Annotated in this window: 16 protein-coding genes; 5 read left to right on the forward strand and 11 right to left on the reverse strand. The window is 53.0% G+C overall.

All coding sequences use genetic code 11. The features are described 5' to 3' along the window. Positions 1 to 29: 29 nt before the first annotated feature. From ACHUEV_RS08870 to pip, 5 genes are all read right to left on the reverse strand, one after another. A complete protein-coding gene (locus ACHUEV_RS08870; protein ID WP_394179013.1) occupies positions 30 to 1,571 on the reverse strand; it encodes an ABC transporter substrate-binding protein in 1,542 nt (513 codons plus the stop codon). 73 nt (positions 1,572 to 1,644) lie between these two features. Continuing rightward, positions 1,645 to 3,291: an ABC transporter ATP-binding protein gene (locus tag ACHUEV_RS08875; RefSeq protein WP_394179015.1), complete on the reverse strand. Its 1,647-nt coding sequence runs from the start codon at positions 3,289 to 3,291 to the stop codon at positions 1,645 to 1,647. Further along, positions 3,288 to 4,487 (reverse strand): ABC transporter permease, encoded by a 1,200-nt coding sequence (locus ACHUEV_RS08880; protein WP_394179017.1) that lies wholly within the window; start codon positions 4,485 to 4,487, stop codon positions 3,288 to 3,290. The genes ACHUEV_RS08875 and ACHUEV_RS08880 overlap by 4 nt, the downstream gene beginning before the upstream one ends. Then, complete coding sequence (locus tag ACHUEV_RS08885) at positions 4,484 to 5,476, reverse strand: ABC transporter permease (protein WP_394179019.1); 993 nt, start codon at positions 5,474 to 5,476, stop codon at positions 4,484 to 4,486. Before ACHUEV_RS08885 ends, ACHUEV_RS08880 begins: the two co-directional genes overlap by 4 nt. 59 nt (positions 5,477 to 5,535) lie before the next feature. Next, on the reverse strand, positions 5,536 to 6,531 hold the full coding sequence (pip, locus tag ACHUEV_RS08890; protein ID WP_394179021.1) for a prolyl aminopeptidase: 996 nt from the start codon (positions 6,529 to 6,531) through the stop codon (positions 5,536 to 5,538). 49 nt (positions 6,532 to 6,580) lie between these two features. Between pip and ubiG the strand changes: the two genes are divergently transcribed. Next, complete coding sequence (ubiG, locus tag ACHUEV_RS08895) at positions 6,581 to 7,327, forward strand: bifunctional 2-polyprenyl-6-hydroxyphenol methylase/3-demethylubiquinol 3-O-methyltransferase UbiG (RefSeq protein WP_394179023.1); 747 nt, start codon at positions 6,581 to 6,583, stop codon at positions 7,325 to 7,327. 7 nt (positions 7,328 to 7,334) lie between these two features. Here the strand turns inward: ubiG and ACHUEV_RS08900 are convergent, their stop codons facing one another. Genes ACHUEV_RS08900 through ACHUEV_RS08915 form a run of 4 tightly spaced genes read right to left on the reverse strand, consistent with a single transcriptional unit; the run spans position 7,335 to position 9,615 of the window. After that, positions 7,335 to 7,778, reverse strand: coding sequence for a MarR family winged helix-turn-helix transcriptional regulator (locus ACHUEV_RS08900; protein ID WP_106358678.1), 444 nt, complete (start codon positions 7,776 to 7,778; stop codon positions 7,335 to 7,337). Then, positions 7,778 to 8,608 carry a carbon-nitrogen hydrolase family protein gene (locus tag ACHUEV_RS08905; protein ID WP_394179025.1) on the reverse strand — a complete coding sequence of 277 codons (831 nt, stop codon included), beginning with the start codon at positions 8,606 to 8,608 and terminating at the stop codon, positions 7,778 to 7,780. Before ACHUEV_RS08905 ends, ACHUEV_RS08900 begins: the two co-directional genes overlap by 1 nt. Further along, positions 8,608 to 8,862 (reverse strand): glutaredoxin 3, encoded by a 255-nt coding sequence (gene grxC, locus ACHUEV_RS08910; protein WP_394179027.1) that lies wholly within the window; start codon positions 8,860 to 8,862, stop codon positions 8,608 to 8,610. Before grxC ends, ACHUEV_RS08905 begins: the two co-directional genes overlap by 1 nt. Before the next feature lie 30 nt (positions 8,863 to 8,892). After that, positions 8,893 to 9,615 (reverse strand): double zinc ribbon domain-containing protein, encoded by a 723-nt coding sequence (locus ACHUEV_RS08915; RefSeq protein WP_394179029.1) that lies wholly within the window; start codon positions 9,613 to 9,615, stop codon positions 8,893 to 8,895. 22 nt (positions 9,616 to 9,637) lie between these two features. Here ACHUEV_RS08915 and ACHUEV_RS08920 point away from each other — a divergent pair, with 22 nt between their 5' ends. From ACHUEV_RS08920 to ACHUEV_RS08930, 3 genes are all read left to right on the forward strand, one after another. Continuing rightward, positions 9,638 to 10,465, forward strand: a complete 828-nt coding sequence (locus tag ACHUEV_RS08920; RefSeq protein WP_394179031.1) for a methyltransferase domain-containing protein — start codon at positions 9,638 to 9,640, stop codon at positions 10,463 to 10,465. 57 nt (positions 10,466 to 10,522) lie between these two features. After that, entirely contained in the window at positions 10,523 to 11,587 is a 1,065-nt protein-coding gene (gene hemH, locus ACHUEV_RS08925; protein WP_394179033.1) for a ferrochelatase, read from the forward strand. A gap of 219 nt (positions 11,588 to 11,806) precedes the next feature. Continuing rightward, a complete protein-coding gene (locus ACHUEV_RS08930) occupies positions 11,807 to 13,066 on the forward strand; it encodes a serine/threonine protein kinase (protein WP_394179035.1) in 1,260 nt (419 codons plus the stop codon). Position 13,067: 1 nt separating this feature from the next. On the opposite strand, the gene ACHUEV_RS08935 is transcribed toward ACHUEV_RS08930, so the two are convergent. Continuing rightward, positions 13,068 to 13,649 (reverse strand): L,D-transpeptidase, encoded by a 582-nt coding sequence (locus tag ACHUEV_RS08935; protein WP_394179037.1) that lies wholly within the window; start codon positions 13,647 to 13,649, stop codon positions 13,068 to 13,070. 167 nt (positions 13,650 to 13,816) lie between these two features. Here ACHUEV_RS08935 and dalA point away from each other — a divergent pair, with 167 nt between their 5' ends. Next, positions 13,817 to 14,362, forward strand: coding sequence for a divisome-associated lipoprotein DalA (gene dalA / locus ACHUEV_RS08940; protein WP_394179039.1), 546 nt, complete (start codon positions 13,817 to 13,819; stop codon positions 14,360 to 14,362). On the opposite strand, the gene ACHUEV_RS08945 is transcribed toward dalA, so the two are convergent. After that, positions 14,359 to 14,847, reverse strand: coding sequence for a L,D-transpeptidase family protein (locus ACHUEV_RS08945; protein ID WP_394179041.1), 489 nt, complete (start codon positions 14,845 to 14,847; stop codon positions 14,359 to 14,361). The genes dalA and ACHUEV_RS08945 overlap by 4 nt on opposite strands. Between the last annotated feature and the right edge of the window lie 26 nt (positions 14,848 to 14,873).

Consider the following 14,873-nt stretch of genomic DNA (forward strand, 5'->3'; position numbering starts at 1 on the left):
TAATAAATTGTTGTTTGGCCAAGACTAATTTACACAGCCCACCAACGCTCTGCCATGCGGCAGTTATCCATTTGCCACAGATTACCAACAACGTCAGGCGATGCGATCCGGTTGTTCACAGCTTGTACGTAGTTCGCAAACATTGGCACCAGTGCGCCGCCTTCTGTGCTTAGGATTTGCTGCATTTCGCCGTACTGATCACGACGTTTGTCGCTATCAAGTTCAGCGCGAGCTGTGATCAACAGTTCTTGGAAGCGTGCGTTTTCCCACTTGGTGTCGTTCCAAGGTGCGCCAGCCTCGTAAGCGGATGAGAACATCCAATCTTCGGTCGCGCGACCGGACCAGTAACATGCACAGAATGGTTTCTTCAGCCAAACGTTGGACCAGTAACCGTCAGCAGGTTCCTGCACCACGTTAATATTGATGCCGCCAGCAGCTGCAGACGCTTGGAACAACTGTGCGGCGTCAACCGCACCTTCAAACGCTGCGTTGGATGCAGACAAATCAACGCTAAGGCTATCAAGCCCAGCTTGCTGCAGGTGGAATTTTGCTTTGTCTGGATCGTAAGCCAACTGCTCCATATCAGCGTTGTAATACTGGTTTGCTGGACCAATTGGGCTGTCGTTACCAACCTGACCGTGACCAAGAAGGATCTTGTCGACCATTTCCTGACGGTTGATGCCGTACTTCAGCGCCTGACGCACGTGCACATCATCAAATGGCGCGGTGTTCGTGTGCATTGGGAACGTATAGTGCTGGTTGCCAGTCACTTCTTGTACGCGCACAGCTGGGTTCGCGTTCAGCAGAGCTTCGCCCTTAAAGTCGATCCGGTTGATCGCATCTACCTGACCAGTCAGCAGTGCGTTCATACGTGCAGTGTTGTCGTTGATCGCGATGTATTCGATTTCATCGAAGAAACCAGCGCTGTCACCTTTGTAGTGGTTTTCATAACGCTTGCCGACAAAACGTACGCCGGGATCAAATGCGACGACTTCGTAGAGCCCCGTACCGATACCTTTTGCAATCGCCTCTTCGATCTGACCTGCAGGGTAGATCAACAGGTGATAGTCAGACATCAAATATGGGAAATCCGCGTTGCCAGAGGCAAGCGTGAACTGAACCTGATGCTCAGTGATTTTCTTCATCTCGGTGATCGCAGACACGATTGGCTGCGCGCCAGATTTCGAACCTTCGGCCACGTGTAGCTGAAGGGATTCAATCACGTCGTCAGCGCCAAAAGATTTGCCGTTGTGGAATGTCACGCCCTGACGCAGGTTGAATGTCCAGACTTTGGCGTCTGGGCTTGCTTCCCAGCTTTCTGCCAATTCGCCTTTGAGCGAACCGTCAGCACCGTTTTCGGTCAGACAGTCAAAGACAGCGCCCATACCGGCACCGATCATAAACATATCGGCGTGTGTACGCCCGTCCCAGCTATCGGATGTGTTTGCACCGTTTAGGCCAGCGGTGAATTTACCGCCACGTGTTTGCGCGCGCAGCGGCATACCGGACAGACCCAATACGCCAGCGGCAACACCCGTTTTCAACAGACCGCGTCTACTAATTCCATTCATTGATCGTACTCCCAGTTATCTTATTCGAGCGATATTTTGCCCGCTTATCCCATCTTAAAATGAGTGATTCGTGTTACATCTTATCAACTGCTGCATCGCCGACGTTATCAACTCCGCGTTCTTTCAACAGATTAGTTAGCCAATCCGGATCCATTTCGGGCACGGAGCTCAGCAATAGATCTGTGTAGGCGTGATGTGGCGGCGTAAACATGTCCACCTTCGGCCCCTGCTCTACCACGCGACCATCCTTCATCACGACGACCTCATCCGCAATTGCGCGCACAGTCGCGAGGTCATGTGTGATGAACATATAAGAAAGTGACAAGTCATCCTGCAATTTCGCCAACAAACGCAGGATGCCTTCGGCAACGAGTTGATCCAACGCCGATGTGACCTCATCACAGATGATGAACTTTGGCTCGGCCGCTAAGGCACGCGCGATTCCAACCCGTTGTTTTTGACCACCCGACAGTTCTGATGGCAGGCGGTTATAGTATTCTGATGGCTCTAGCTCGATCTGTTCAAGTAACTGATCAACGCGTTTGCGTTTCGCAGCACCCGTCAGCCCCAGATAAAACTGGACCGGGCGCGCAATGATCTGACCGATCGACATACGCGGGTTTAGCGCGGTGTCAGCCATCTGATAGATCATCTGCACCTGACGCAACTGGTCCTTACTACGCTTTTTGTAACTCGCTGGCAGGGCCTCTCCGTCTAGCAAAATCTGCCCTGACTTCGGTGGCAACAACCCAGTGATGCACCGTGCAGTCGTGGATTTACCTGACCCAGATTCACCAACCACAGCGACGGTGCGGCCTTCGTGCATGTCAAAGCTAACGTCGTGCAGAACAGGAGTCGTCCCATATGCGGCATCGACATTCTGCACACTGACAACAGGCACAGCGCCAGTCGCAATTGCAGGTTTGGCGGGGCGTTCAAAGCTGCGCACAGCCCAAAGCGATTTCGTGTATTCTTGCGTTGGCGCGTCGAGCATGGTGCGAGTATCGGCGGTTTCGACCTCATCACCCTTGAGCAGCACCTTAATCCGGTCAGCCATTTGCGCCACAACGGCCAGATCATGCGTGATATAGATCGCAGCGGTGCCAAACTGATCTACGATATCGCGGATCGCCGATAACACTTCGATCTGGGTGGTCACATCCAGCGCAGTTGTGGGTTCGTCGAAAACGATCAGATCAGGACGGCATGACATCGCCATCGCGGTCATCGCGCGCTGCAACTGCCCACCAGACACCTGATGCGGATAACGAAAACCAATCTCGTCCGGGTTTGGCAACCGCAGCTTGCGGTACAACTCCATCCCGTCTGCTTCGCTTTCGGCGCGGCTCATCACGCCATGTTGCGAAGGGCCTTCGACATGCTGGTCGATCAGACGGTGTGCGGGGTTAAAGCTGGCGGCGGCGGACTGCGCAACATAGGCAATCCGCTTACCTAGCAATTCACGTTTGACCGCAGCAGAGGCCGTCAGCAAATCAATCCCGTCGAATTCAATCGTACCGTCGCTAATCCGAACGCCGTCTCGGGTATAACCCATCGCGGCCAGACCCAGCGTGGATTTCCCCGCACCGGATTCACCGATCAGACCGAGGACCTCTCCACGAGCTAGCGTTAGATCGACACCATTGATGATCGGGTTCCACGTTTCGTCACTGCGGCCTTCGATCTTGACGCCGCGCATTTTCAATAGCGGTTCGGTCATTCTTTTAGCCCCGATGATTTATGCAGCATCCAGTCGACAACAAAGTTCACAGCGACTGTAAGCAGCGCAATCGCACCCGCCGCCAACAATGGCGCAGTCGCAGCCATTGGCGCAAATTGTGCGTAGTTCACAAAACCACTTAGATCGCGAACCATCGTGCCCCAGTCGGCCAATGGCGGCTGGATACCCACACCAAGGAACGACAGCGCGGCAATGGTCAAAAACACAAAGCAAAAGCGCAAGCCAAATTCAGCAAGAAGAGGTGCAGTCGCGTTAGGCAGAATTTCTTTGAAAATGATGTAGCCAAAGCCCTCGCCGCGCAGCTTTGCAGCCTCGATATAGTCCATCACAACGATATTTTGCCCAACTGCACGCGAAAGGCGGAAAACACGCGTACTGTCGATTACCGCGATGATAATCACCATGAATACCGTGAGAGGGATACCCAGACGCGGCGCCCAAACGCTTGCGATTGTCATCAACAACAACGCAAAGATCAGTGAGGGGATCGCCATCAGCACATCGACCATGCGCGATAGCACTTGATCCAACCAACCGCCGAATGTCGCGGCCAAGAACCCGAACGTGCCGCCCAAGAAGAACGCCAGAAGCGTCGTCGCAAAAGCAATCCCAACAGTGTTCTGCGCACCGTAAATCAAGCGGCTCAGAATATCGCGACCAATCTGGTCTGTGCCCAATGGGAAATCAGGGTTACCACCCAACGCAGGGTCCCCACCTGGGGTGATGTTGGCGGCTACGCCCGGAATGATTTGTTCTTGGCCATATGGTGCCAGCAGGCCCGCAAAGATTGCCAAGATCGCGTATATCAAAATGATCATGACGCCAAAGGCCGCGGTCAAAGGCATGGCGCGGAACATCTTGCGGCTCCACGCGGTGCCGACCCGACGGCCAGCAAGGCGGAACAGCCATGCAGCGATCGCAAAGATAATGAAACCTTCGATGCCTATGCGCAGAAAGAAGAATTTGTTGGCGATGGCAGTGTCACTGCTGCGGCCCTGAAAATAGGCCCAGATCAGCCAGCCAACGACCAACACCGCCAAAATATAGCCATAGGCGACACCAAACGGCATATCGCGAAACTTGGGCGCATTCCCTGTCGCGGCCTGCCCGGCAAAACGAAACACCCACGCCAAAGCGCCCATGCCAATCAACACTGCTGCGATCCATAGTATCATTTCGGATGCCTCAGACGTGGATTGGACAGGATCGACATAATGTCTGCCGTCAGGTTCAGCAAAATATAAGCGGCGGCAAAGATCAGGCAGCAGGCCTGAACAACTGGGATATCGCGGGTCTTAACGCTATCAACGAACAGCTGACCGATACCGGGGTAAACAAACACCACCTCGACCACGACAACGCCGGTGATCAGATAGGCCAAGTTCAATGCGACCACGTTGATAATCGGCGCGAGCGCATTCGGCAGCGCATGTTTGACAATCACCCGCATCGGCGACAGGCCCTTAAGGCGCGCCATTTCGATATATGGGCTAGCCAGCAGGTTGATGATCGCCGCGCGCGTCATACGCATCATGTGCGCCGTCACAACAAGGGTCAGCACCAGCGCGGGCAACATGGATTTGTTCAGCCGTTCGCTAAACGCCATCCCGTCATAGATATTCGACAAAGACGGAAAGATTGGGTTCAGCACCGCAAGAAACAGGATCAAGACATAGGCCAGAAAGAATTCAGGGCTAGAGATCGACGTAAGCGTGAAAATGTTAGCAGCACGATCAAACACCGAATTGCGATAAAGCGCGGCCAGAATACCCAACGTCACTGACAACGGGACGGCAATGACCGCGGTTACCGCCGCAAGGAACATCGTATTGGCGAAACGTGGCCCGATCTGTTGCGCTACGGTTTTTACGCCAGATGTTGTTCCACTAAAGCTGGCGGCATTTGCGCTAGCAAAACTCGCACCAAAATCACCCTGAACAACACCACCGAGCCAATCAAAATACCGCGTAATCATCGGCTGATCTAAACCAAGATCACGGCGAATAGCTGCGACAGATTCTTCGGTGGCGCCTTGCCCTAAAATCGCTTGCGCGAAATCGCCGGGCAGCATGTTCACTGCGACAAAGATCACCACTGATACGATAAGCAAAGTAAGCAAGCCCAGCGCAAGACGCTGCATGATAATCTTTAGGACATTGTCCAAAATAACGTGTTCCCAGTTAGTTAGACGTAACAGTAACGGCTAGAATTGGGCTGTAAACCCTAAAGACCCAAGAAGTCCCGCTGAGTGCTGAACACATCCATGCTGCGGACGAGCTCTGCGCTGATACCTGGTTCGGACAATGCGTGACCCGCACGACCCACCATGGTCAACCGGGAATTCTGCCATAGTTTCGATAACTTATGCGCAGATGTCGGTGGACAAATCATGTCGTAACGACCCTGCACAATGACCCCCGGAATATGCGCAATTTTCGCCATCTGATCGGGGTGCAAAATTTGTTGGTTTTCCGCCAAAAATCCGCCGTTGACGAAATAATGGTTCTCTAGTCGTGCAAACGCCCGAGCATATTCAGCTGGCGCTTCGCCAGTCGCGCCATCACTATCAATCGCAGCCAACGCATTTTCCCAAGCCGCCCAAGCACGGGCATGTTTGACTTCTTCAGAACGATCACCACCAAATAGACGACGGTGATATGCGGCAATAAGATCGTCGTGTTCATCTTCGGGGATCAAAGATGTGAAGCGGTCCCATAGATCTGGCCAGAACTTGCCAGCCCCGCCGCCATAGAACCAGTCTAGCTCTGGCTGTGTCATCAAGAAAACACCACGCAGGGCCAAACCCAAGACATGGTCAGGATGCGCTTGGGCATAAATCAAAGATAGCGTCGCGCCCCAGCTTCCGCCGAAAACCACCCATGATTCAATTTCAAGAACATCTCGGATTTGCTCAATATCAGCAACCAGATGCCACGTCGTGTTGGCAATGACACTTGCATGCGGGCGTGAACGACCACAGCCGCGCTGATCGAACAACACAATGCGGTAAATCTCTGGATCAAAATAGCGACGCATTGCTGGGCTACAGCCGCCGCCTGGACCACCGTGAAGCACGACAACAGGTATACCATTCGGGTTGCCGCATTGTTCAACATAGATCTGATGCCCGTCACCCACGTCCAGCATCCGCCGATCAAATGGGTCGATGGGTGGGTAAAGATATGCGTATGCGCTCTTTTGTCCTACGACTTTGTCCATAATCATCCTATATCGCGTCTAATAAGCACTGACCATCCGGAGCAAGCGCATGTCTGCCACTAACACCGTCGACCCATCTGAAATCGCCAAGTTCGAAGCCATGGCAGCAGAATGGTGGGACCTGAACGGAAAGTTCAAGCCATTACATATGATGAATCCGGTGCGACTGGACTATATCACGCGCCAAATCGCCGCTGAATTCGGGCGTGATCTAACTGAACCAAAGCCATTCGAAGGCTTGCGCATTCTGGATATCGGCTGTGGTGGTGGGTTACTTTGCGAACCGATGGCACGGTTGGGCGCAACTGTCGTAGGCGCTGACGCAGCTGCGGGAAACATTCCGGTCGCTATGGTGCACGCCGAACAATCTGGGCTGGATATCGATTATCGTCACGTGACCGCCGAAGCGTTGGCAGATGCCGGTGAACAATTTGATGCAGTACTAAATATGGAAGTGGTCGAACATGTTGCAGATCCGCTTGGCTATCTAACCGCCTGTCAACAACTGCTCAAACCCGGCGGTATCCACATCTGTTCAACCATCAATCGAAACCCAAAATCGTTTGCTATGGCGATTGTCGGGGCAGAGTGGGTCATGCGTTGGCTACCCAAAGGCACCCACGAATGGGCGAAATTCATTACACCTGATGAGCTTTTCACGCTGATTGAAAAGGCCGGGATGACACCTGTTGATCGCAAGGGTTTTGTGTTTAATTTTGCGAAATTCACTTGGTCGATCTCTGACCGAGATTTGTCAGTGAACTATGTCACGGCAGCGACAAAGCCTGTGGCATAACGCTAGGCTATTCTAGCTCGCTTAGCTTTAGCCGTAATTCACGCAAAACTGGCAGCGCTATGCGTACCTTGTCTGCGCCGACTTCCTTCACGACCTCGGCGATCACGGGGGCAATCGCGGCTAGCGCTGCGTCGCGGGCCGCTTGGCCTGCCGGGCTAATTGATACCATCTTGCGGCGGGCGTCGTCCCAATCAGGACGAATGTGGACCCAACCGGCGCGCTCGAGCTTATTGACGGTATTCGTCATGGCACCGCGCGTCAGATGGAACGTCTTTGCCAATTGCGCAGGGGTTCTCTCCATCCCGGCATGACCAAGCTGGTTCAAAACCGAAAAATGCGACAGCTCCATCCCTTTGGGCAGCACACGTGCAACACTTGCCCGCGCCAATTGGTCGACAACAAGAATCTCACTAAACAGTGAAACAGCAAGATTGTTCGTTGTTTCGGACATTAAGGGCCTTCGAAAGCGCGATCCTGTGAAAGGGCCGCAATACGTTTCCGGCTTTCTGCCACTTCTGCTAGGTCAATATCAACCATTGCGATGCCGGGTGCTGAGCCTGAATCCGCCAAGACCTCTCCCCAAGGCGAAATCGCGAGCGAATGACCATAGGTTCTGCGCGGCTTTCCGTTTGATGATGCGTGTTCACCGGTTTGTGCAGCTGCTAAGACATATGACCCTGTTTCAATCGCGCGTGCACGCAGCAAAGATTCCCAATGAACAGCCCCCGTCACGGGAGAAAAGGCCGAAGGCACTAGGATAATTTCAGCCCCGCCTTGGGCCAACGCACGGTAAAGATATGGGAACCGCACATCAAAACAGATGCTAAGCCCAAGTTTTCCAAACGGCGTTTCAGCGACCACCGCCCGCGACCCAGGCCGATAACCAGCAGATTCATTATATGTCTCTGTTTCGGAGACGGCGACGTCGAACATGTGAATCTTGTCGTAATGGGCTACGATTTCGCCGTTAGGATCAATTAGGAACGATCGGTTTGTAAATCGCCCATCCGGATCATCAGTTTTCAACGCCAAAGACCCGATGGATAGCCACACGCCATTATCTTTTGCCGCCGCGCGAAGCCCGGCGAGCGTTATGTCGTCTTCTTGATGCTGCAATACATTCTGCTGATGCTTGCGATTTTGCGAAACGCAGTTTGTGACTTCCGGGGTCAACACAAATCCCGCGCCCAGCGCAGCGGCGCGTGCGATCTGATCAACCGTTCCGGGCAGGTTCGATTCCGGAGAATCGCTGACGTTGAGTTGTAAGAGTGCAGCCTTCATCAGGCCAACATAGCATCCAACTTACCACTTCGATCAAGTCCCATCAGATCATCACAGCCACCTATATGATTTCCTTCGATAAAAATCTGCGGAACCGTGCTACCGCCATTCGCACGCTGGATCATTTCCGCACGGCGATCAGGTTGAACCAAAATATCGACCTCAGAAAAGCTAACGCCTTTGGCCTTCAGCAGCCGTTTGGCCATGTGGCAAAATCCGCAGGTGGATTTTGTGTAGATCTCAACAGTTTTCATCGTTTCTTCCTTAGATTAGTTACCCTGCATCTAAGCGTCTTTGACCACCCGTGCCAGTGTAACAATTGACACATGTGTGGCACCCCCGGTCTTTGCAGCCTCTGCGCTGGCGGCCAAGGTTGCGCCTGACGTCATCACATCGTCCACAAGCAATACTGACTTTCCTGCGATTACATTTATCCGCTTTGGGTTTGGAACAATCGCCCCAGCAAGCGCGGCAAATCGCGCGTCACGGCTATGCCCTTCAAGCGGTTTTGTCTTTTTCGACCGTAACAAAGCATCAGCACAAACAGGCACACCCAATTCCCGGCCTAAGGCATGCGCCAGCAAAGCGGCCTGATTGTAACGGCGCTGAACGCGACGCACCCAATGGAGCGGTACCGGTACTAAAACTGTATCATCAAGCAAAAGCGGGCGAGCCATCCGCGCAAGCCATATCGCGGCGGGTCGCGCCAAATCTGTACGATCCCCGTGCTTGAAACCCAGCACCAACTTGCGACCAATCCCTGTGTATATCAGCCCTGCCCGCCCATGATCCCATGGCCGGGCGATGGTCATACAGTCATCACATTGTTCGACTGTGCCTGTATCTTCGCCCGGGAGCGGCGCGCCACAGGTGTCGCAAATCAGCCCCCCAATAAACTTTGTTTCGCGCCAACAAGCACCGCAAAGGCCGAATTCAGATTCTGTCTGCGCATCACATGCAACACATTGTGCAGGGTAGATTGCTCTGATCACGCTTTGCATTCGCATGTTTGCACCCTAGATGGGGGGCATGGAAAATATGCCCGTACTTGTTGACCGCCTCGCCCTGCAACGTAATCGCGCCCGCGCTGAAGCGGATGCGCTGTTTCTGCACGAAACATTAGCCGCTGAGCTGCAAGAAAGACTGAACGAGGTTAACAGAACCTTTACGTCAGTTGCCGTGGTGACGGGATTTCCGGATTTTTGGGCGCAAGCGTTTCCTGACGCAACAATTGTCGCTGACGATGATATGCTCGCGCTTGAACCTGAAGCGCACGATCTGGTGCTGCATGTTATGGCGCTGCACTGGGCAAACGATCCGGTTGGGCAACTTGTTCAATGCCGGCACGCGCTCAAACCCGATGGTCTGTTGTTGTGTGGTTTCTTGGGTGGTCAAACCCTTCATGAATTGCGTGCATCTTTGGCAGAAGCAGAAGCGATCGTCGCTGGCGGGCTATCGCCGCGCATTGCGCCTATGGGCGAAATACGTGATCTTGGCGCGCTACTTCAGCGGGCGGGCTTTGCGTTACCGGTTGCAGACGCGACGCCGTTGACCGCAAGTTATGCCAACGCGTTCCATTTAATGCATGACCTTCGCAAAATGGGCGAAGCCAATGCGCTTGATGCGCGGATCAAGCACATGACGCGTCGCAACGTGATGACCGAAACCGCAAGTATTTATGCTGAACACTTTGGCAATGACGATGGCCGGGTTGATGCGACCTTTGAACTGATCACGCTAACCGGCTGGTCACCCGGCGAAGGGCAACAACAACCACTACGTCCCGGCAGCGCGACGACCCGACTTGCCGATGCGTTAGGCGCGACAGAAACGCCCTTAGATCAATCCAAAGATTGACCTCGGACGTAAACTATTTAACTCCGTTCTAAACATTCGTTCCAAAAGGCCACGCAAATGTCTGATAAATCGCAGCCTGCAACCTGCCCTGCCCATGCTCCAGCTGATCACCCAAAGATCAAACCAGCAAAGGTTGGGATCCTTCTAGCGAACCTTGGAACACCTGACTCGACTGATTATTGGCCGATGCGGCGCTACCTTAGCGAATTCCTGTCCGACAAGCGGGTGGTCGATTATCCGTCCTGGAAATGGCAGCCAATCCTCCAGCTGATCATTTTAACCAGCCGGCCGTTTAAATCAGGTGCTGCGTATAAATCCATCTGGAACAATGAAGCAAACGAAAGCCCGCTGCTGACGATCACTAAACAGCAGACCTCTGCCATCAAGGCAAAAATGCAGGAACGCTATGGCGACAACGTTATGGTCGATTTCTGTATGCGTTACGGCAACCCTTCGACCAAATCCAAGGTCCGTGAGATGACCGAGGCAGGCTGCACCAAAATCCTGTTCTTCCCGCTCTACCCTCACTATGCGGGCGCAACGTCAGCTACGGCGAACGATCAGTTCTTTCGCGCATTGATGGATGAAAAGTGGCAGCCAATCGCGCGGGTGGTCGAACCTTACTTTGAAGACCCTGCATATATTGATGCGCTCGCGCAATCTGTTGAAAAGGCCTATGCCGATGCGGACAAAAAGCCAGAAAAGCTAATCTGTTCCTATCACGGTGTTCCTGAACGCTATCTGCACGAAGGCGACCCCTATCACTGCCAGTGCCAGAAAACGACACGCCTGTTGAAGGAACGGCTGGGTTGGGACGACACGCAAATCGTCACAACATTCCAATCCAAATTTGGCCCAGAGGAATGGCTAAAGCCGTACACGGTCGAAGAAGTCGCCCGCCTCGCGAGCGAAGAAGGGGCCAAAAACATCGCCGTTTGTGCGCCCGCATTCTCGGCTGATTGCATCGAAACGCTTGAAGAGATCAACGAAGAGATCAAAGAGAGCTTTGAACATGCAGGCGGCGAAGACTTTACCTATGTACCCTGCCTAAATGACAGCCCAGCACATATCGACGCATTGTCAGGCGTAATCGAACGCAATTTGCAGGGTTGGCTGGAATAGAATCGTTCACGCCAATTTTTGCCAAATTCGACGAACACCACGATTTTTGTAGCGCAAATGGATACAAAAGCTATCCAATTGGATAAATTGTTTTCTTAAGCTGTTGACGATAAGCGATTTTTTGCTTGTTGGCCGTATTACGACCACATTTATACGGCAGTTATTGACTTGTATTTTTTAGGACAGCGCCTGTTTTTTGGCGCGCGTATTTGGTGAGACATGACAACAACGGCGCCATCAAAGCAAACGACGAACACTTCGCAAAAGGGCGAGGCGCTCCCGAACGGGACCCCGCTATTAGGCGATCAGTTCACGATCAAAAGACGCCTCGGGAATGGCGGCTTTGGCATTACCTACCTTGCACAAGACAATTACTTAGAACGCAGCGTAGTTATCAAAGAATGCTACCCAGAGGTATTCTGTCGCCGTGACGGCAAAAACGTCTTTGTCCGCTCTGATGGGCATTACGAAAAATATCGTTCGATCGTTTCTATGTTCATGCGCGAAGCACGCACAATCGCAAAAATGCGGCACCCTAATGTGGTCGGCGTTCACCGGATTTTTGAAGACAACGAAACCGCATACATGGTTCTTGACCTGATCGACGGGCGCGACCTGTTAGACATCATCAAAGATGAAGAGCAGGAACTGAAGCCCAAGCAGATCAAGAACATTCTGATCAAGCTTTTGGATGCTGTTGACCTAGTACACCGCCAGGATCTGCTTCACCGCGATATTTCACCCGACAATATCCTGTTGGATAAATGGGGTAGCCCGGTTCTGATCGACTTTGGCGCCGCCCGCGAAGAAGCAAGCCGCGAAACACGTGAATTGTCTGCGGTACTCGTGGTGAAAGACGGATACTCGCCCCAAGAATTCTACTTTGCTGGTGGCAAACAAGGGCCCAGCAGCGACCTATACGCGCTTGGTGCATCATTCTATCACCTGATTTCAGGCGAGGCCCCACCGAACAGCCAAACCCGCATGGCAGAGTTCGCAGGCCAGAATCCAGACCCTTGCAAACCGCTTGCCGGGCGCTTTGATGAATATGAACCAGCCTTCCTTGAGGCGATCGATAAGGCAATGGCCATCTTGCCCAAAGACCGGATTCAGTCCGCACGCGAATGGTCTGACATTATCGACGGGGACAAACGGAATCGGATTAAACCGCTACTGCTGAAACCAAGTGATAACCTTGGGCAGACGTTGACCCGGTTGGTCTCTGAAACCAACGAATATGTGCTGAACTCTCAGCCGCGTGAAAACAAGGCTAAGGAGCGCCCTGTCGAAGCGCCGAAAAAGCAAATTCCGGCATGGGTGCGCGAGTTTAACGAAGAAACATCCAAATCAATCGAGCGCAGCAAATCGCCGATCAGAAGGCGGACAAGCGAAGTACCAAGGTACATTTCGCCGAAACCGACGCGCGAGCCAAACAGATCGTGGATCTTTGGTTGGCTCACCCGTCGCTTTAGTTCGTAACTTAAATCAGCAGGACCTGCGTGCCCACTTTGGCATAGCCGAACAGTTCTGCGATTTGTTCGTTGTACAGACCAATACATCCATTTGAAGAACGGCGGCCAATCTTGCGCGTGTCGTGGGTTCCGTGAATCCGGTAGTACTGCCAAGACAGGTAAAGTGCGTGTGAACCCAATGGGTTATCGGGACCGGGGCCAATGAACTCGGGCCATTCTGGGTTGCGAATACGCATAGCTGGCGTCGGTGCCCAGCTGGGACCTTCGACCTTGCGCGTCACCTCTGTGCGGCCTGTGCGCGTCAGGTCATCTGTCAGCGGCACACTGGTCGGAAACAGTTTGTAAATCGCTTGATCCTCGGACCAATAGTGCAGCGCACGCGACTGAATATCGACCAAGATAGCGCCGTTATTCAGGTTGCTGAAATACGGCTGCCAATCAAGTGATCGGAAGCTAGAAATATTGCGCTGAACACGACTTGAAATATCGCTTTCCATCTCAGTCGAGTTCGCAGTCTGCGCAGCGGCGCCAGTACCAATCATAGCAGCCGTCGCGGCCAAAAATCCGCGGCGTGACAGGTCATTCTTCATTGCAGTCTCCGGTCCAGTCTGAACATCTTTCAGATTTGCAATCTAATGTGTCTGGTCTGTCACTGCAATTCAAACAAATGTCAGAATGACATATCTATCGCGATGCGGGTTTGAAGTGTCGTTCTGATGTCGATAAAGATAGAAAACACAAACGAATTAGGTGACCGATGTACCGACGTGAAATGATCTTGGGGCTTGCCGCTACTGCATTGGCCGCATGTGAACCGCAGCGCCAACTTGGCCCCGACGGATTGCCGGTCGCTTCAGTTTACCGGATTACGGATAACGACAAAGCGGCTGTCCAGTTCCGGATGCTCGACAGTGTGAATGCACTCCGTAGCAAAGCCGGCGTTGCACCTGTTCAATTAAACGCACAATTGAACGCTGCCGCAGCAACGCATGCCCGTGACATGTCGATCCAAAACCGGCCTTGGTTATTCGGATCAGATGGTTCTAGCCCGCTAGACCGCGCCCGGCGCGCAGGTTTCCCTGGCCGCCTGCTAGGTGAAAACATTTCGGAATCTTACGAAACCGAATTGCAGACGCTTGCCGCATGGATGAGCCAACCCGACACGCGCGCCGTGATCCTTGATCCGAACGCGCGCTCTATGGGTTTTGCCTGGTATCAAGAACCAGCAGGAAAACTGTGGTGGTGCATGAATATGGGTAGCGACCCAATGGTATCGCAACCCATCGCTTCGGTCGCCTTTTAAGCGTAGATCGTCACCAAAGTTCCAGTGTTGACCATGGCGTATACGTCGTCCATTTCCTTGTTCGAAATGGCGATGCAGCCCCATGTCCAATCAGCTTTGCCAACCCACGGATCAGGTGTGCCGTGGATAAAAATGTCGCCGCCCGGATCAAGGCCCTGGCTACGCGCATTCGCAACGTCATTCGCATTAGGATACGAGATACCCAACGATAGGTGATATTTGCTGTTAGGGTTACGACGATCGATCAAATACGCACCTTCTGGCGTACGTCCGTCACCTTCGTGAACTTTGTGCCCTTCTGGAGTAAAACCCAGCTGGAATTGGTATTCATTCAACAGCTTGTTGTGATGCAGCAACTGCATCCTACGCTGACCTTTAAATACCTGAATACGGGTCACTTCCGGCCCTGTGTAAACTTGTGGTGCTGCCGCACAGCCAGCCAACCCAGCTGCCGCACCGACCATCATAGATCGTCTTGAAATCATATCACTGCCTACTTGTACCGGTCTTC

The sequence above is a fragment of the Yoonia maritima genome, assembly GCF_043641945.1.
Lineage (GTDB): Bacteria > Pseudomonadota > Alphaproteobacteria > Rhodobacterales > Rhodobacteraceae > Yoonia > Yoonia maritima_B.

Excerpts from the sequence above, each read along its gene's own strand:
- ACHUEV_RS08870 (WP_394179013.1), bottom strand. The coding sequence starts at position 1,571 with ATGAATGGAATTAGTAGACGCGGTCTGTTGAAAACGGGTGTTGCCGCT.
- ACHUEV_RS08875 (WP_394179015.1), bottom strand. The coding sequence starts at position 3,291 with ATGACCGAACCGCTATTGAAAATGCGCGGCGTCAAGATCGAAGGCCGC.
- ACHUEV_RS08880 (WP_394179017.1), bottom strand. The coding sequence starts at position 4,487 with ATGATACTATGGATCGCAGCAGTGTTGATTGGCATGGGCGCTTTGGCG.
- pip (WP_394179021.1), bottom strand. The coding sequence starts at position 6,531 with ATGGACAAAGTCGTAGGACAAAAGAGCGCATACGCATATCTTTACCCA.
- ubiG (WP_394179023.1), top strand. The coding sequence starts at position 6,581 with ATGTCTGCCACTAACACCGTCGACCCATCTGAAATCGCCAAGTTCGAA.
- ACHUEV_RS08900 (WP_106358678.1), bottom strand. The coding sequence starts at position 7,778 with ATGTCCGAAACAACGAACAATCTTGCTGTTTCACTGTTTAGTGAGATT.
- ACHUEV_RS08905 (WP_394179025.1), bottom strand. The coding sequence starts at position 8,608 with ATGAAGGCTGCACTCTTACAACTCAACGTCAGCGATTCTCCGGAATCG.
- grxC (WP_394179027.1), bottom strand. The coding sequence starts at position 8,862 with ATGAAAACTGTTGAGATCTACACAAAATCCACCTGCGGATTTTGCCAC.
- ACHUEV_RS08915 (WP_394179029.1), bottom strand. The coding sequence starts at position 9,615 with ATGCGAATGCAAAGCGTGATCAGAGCAATCTACCCTGCACAATGTGTT.
- ACHUEV_RS08920 (WP_394179031.1), top strand. The coding sequence starts at position 9,638 with ATGGAAAATATGCCCGTACTTGTTGACCGCCTCGCCCTGCAACGTAAT.
- hemH (WP_394179033.1), top strand. The coding sequence starts at position 10,523 with ATGTCTGATAAATCGCAGCCTGCAACCTGCCCTGCCCATGCTCCAGCT.
- ACHUEV_RS08930 (WP_394179035.1), top strand. The coding sequence starts at position 11,807 with ATGACAACAACGGCGCCATCAAAGCAAACGACGAACACTTCGCAAAAG.
- ACHUEV_RS08935 (WP_394179037.1), bottom strand. The coding sequence starts at position 13,649 with ATGAAGAATGACCTGTCACGCCGCGGATTTTTGGCCGCGACGGCTGCT.
- dalA (WP_394179039.1), top strand. The coding sequence starts at position 13,817 with ATGTACCGACGTGAAATGATCTTGGGGCTTGCCGCTACTGCATTGGCC.
- ACHUEV_RS08945 (WP_394179041.1), bottom strand. The coding sequence starts at position 14,847 with ATGATTTCAAGACGATCTATGATGGTCGGTGCGGCAGCTGGGTTGGCT.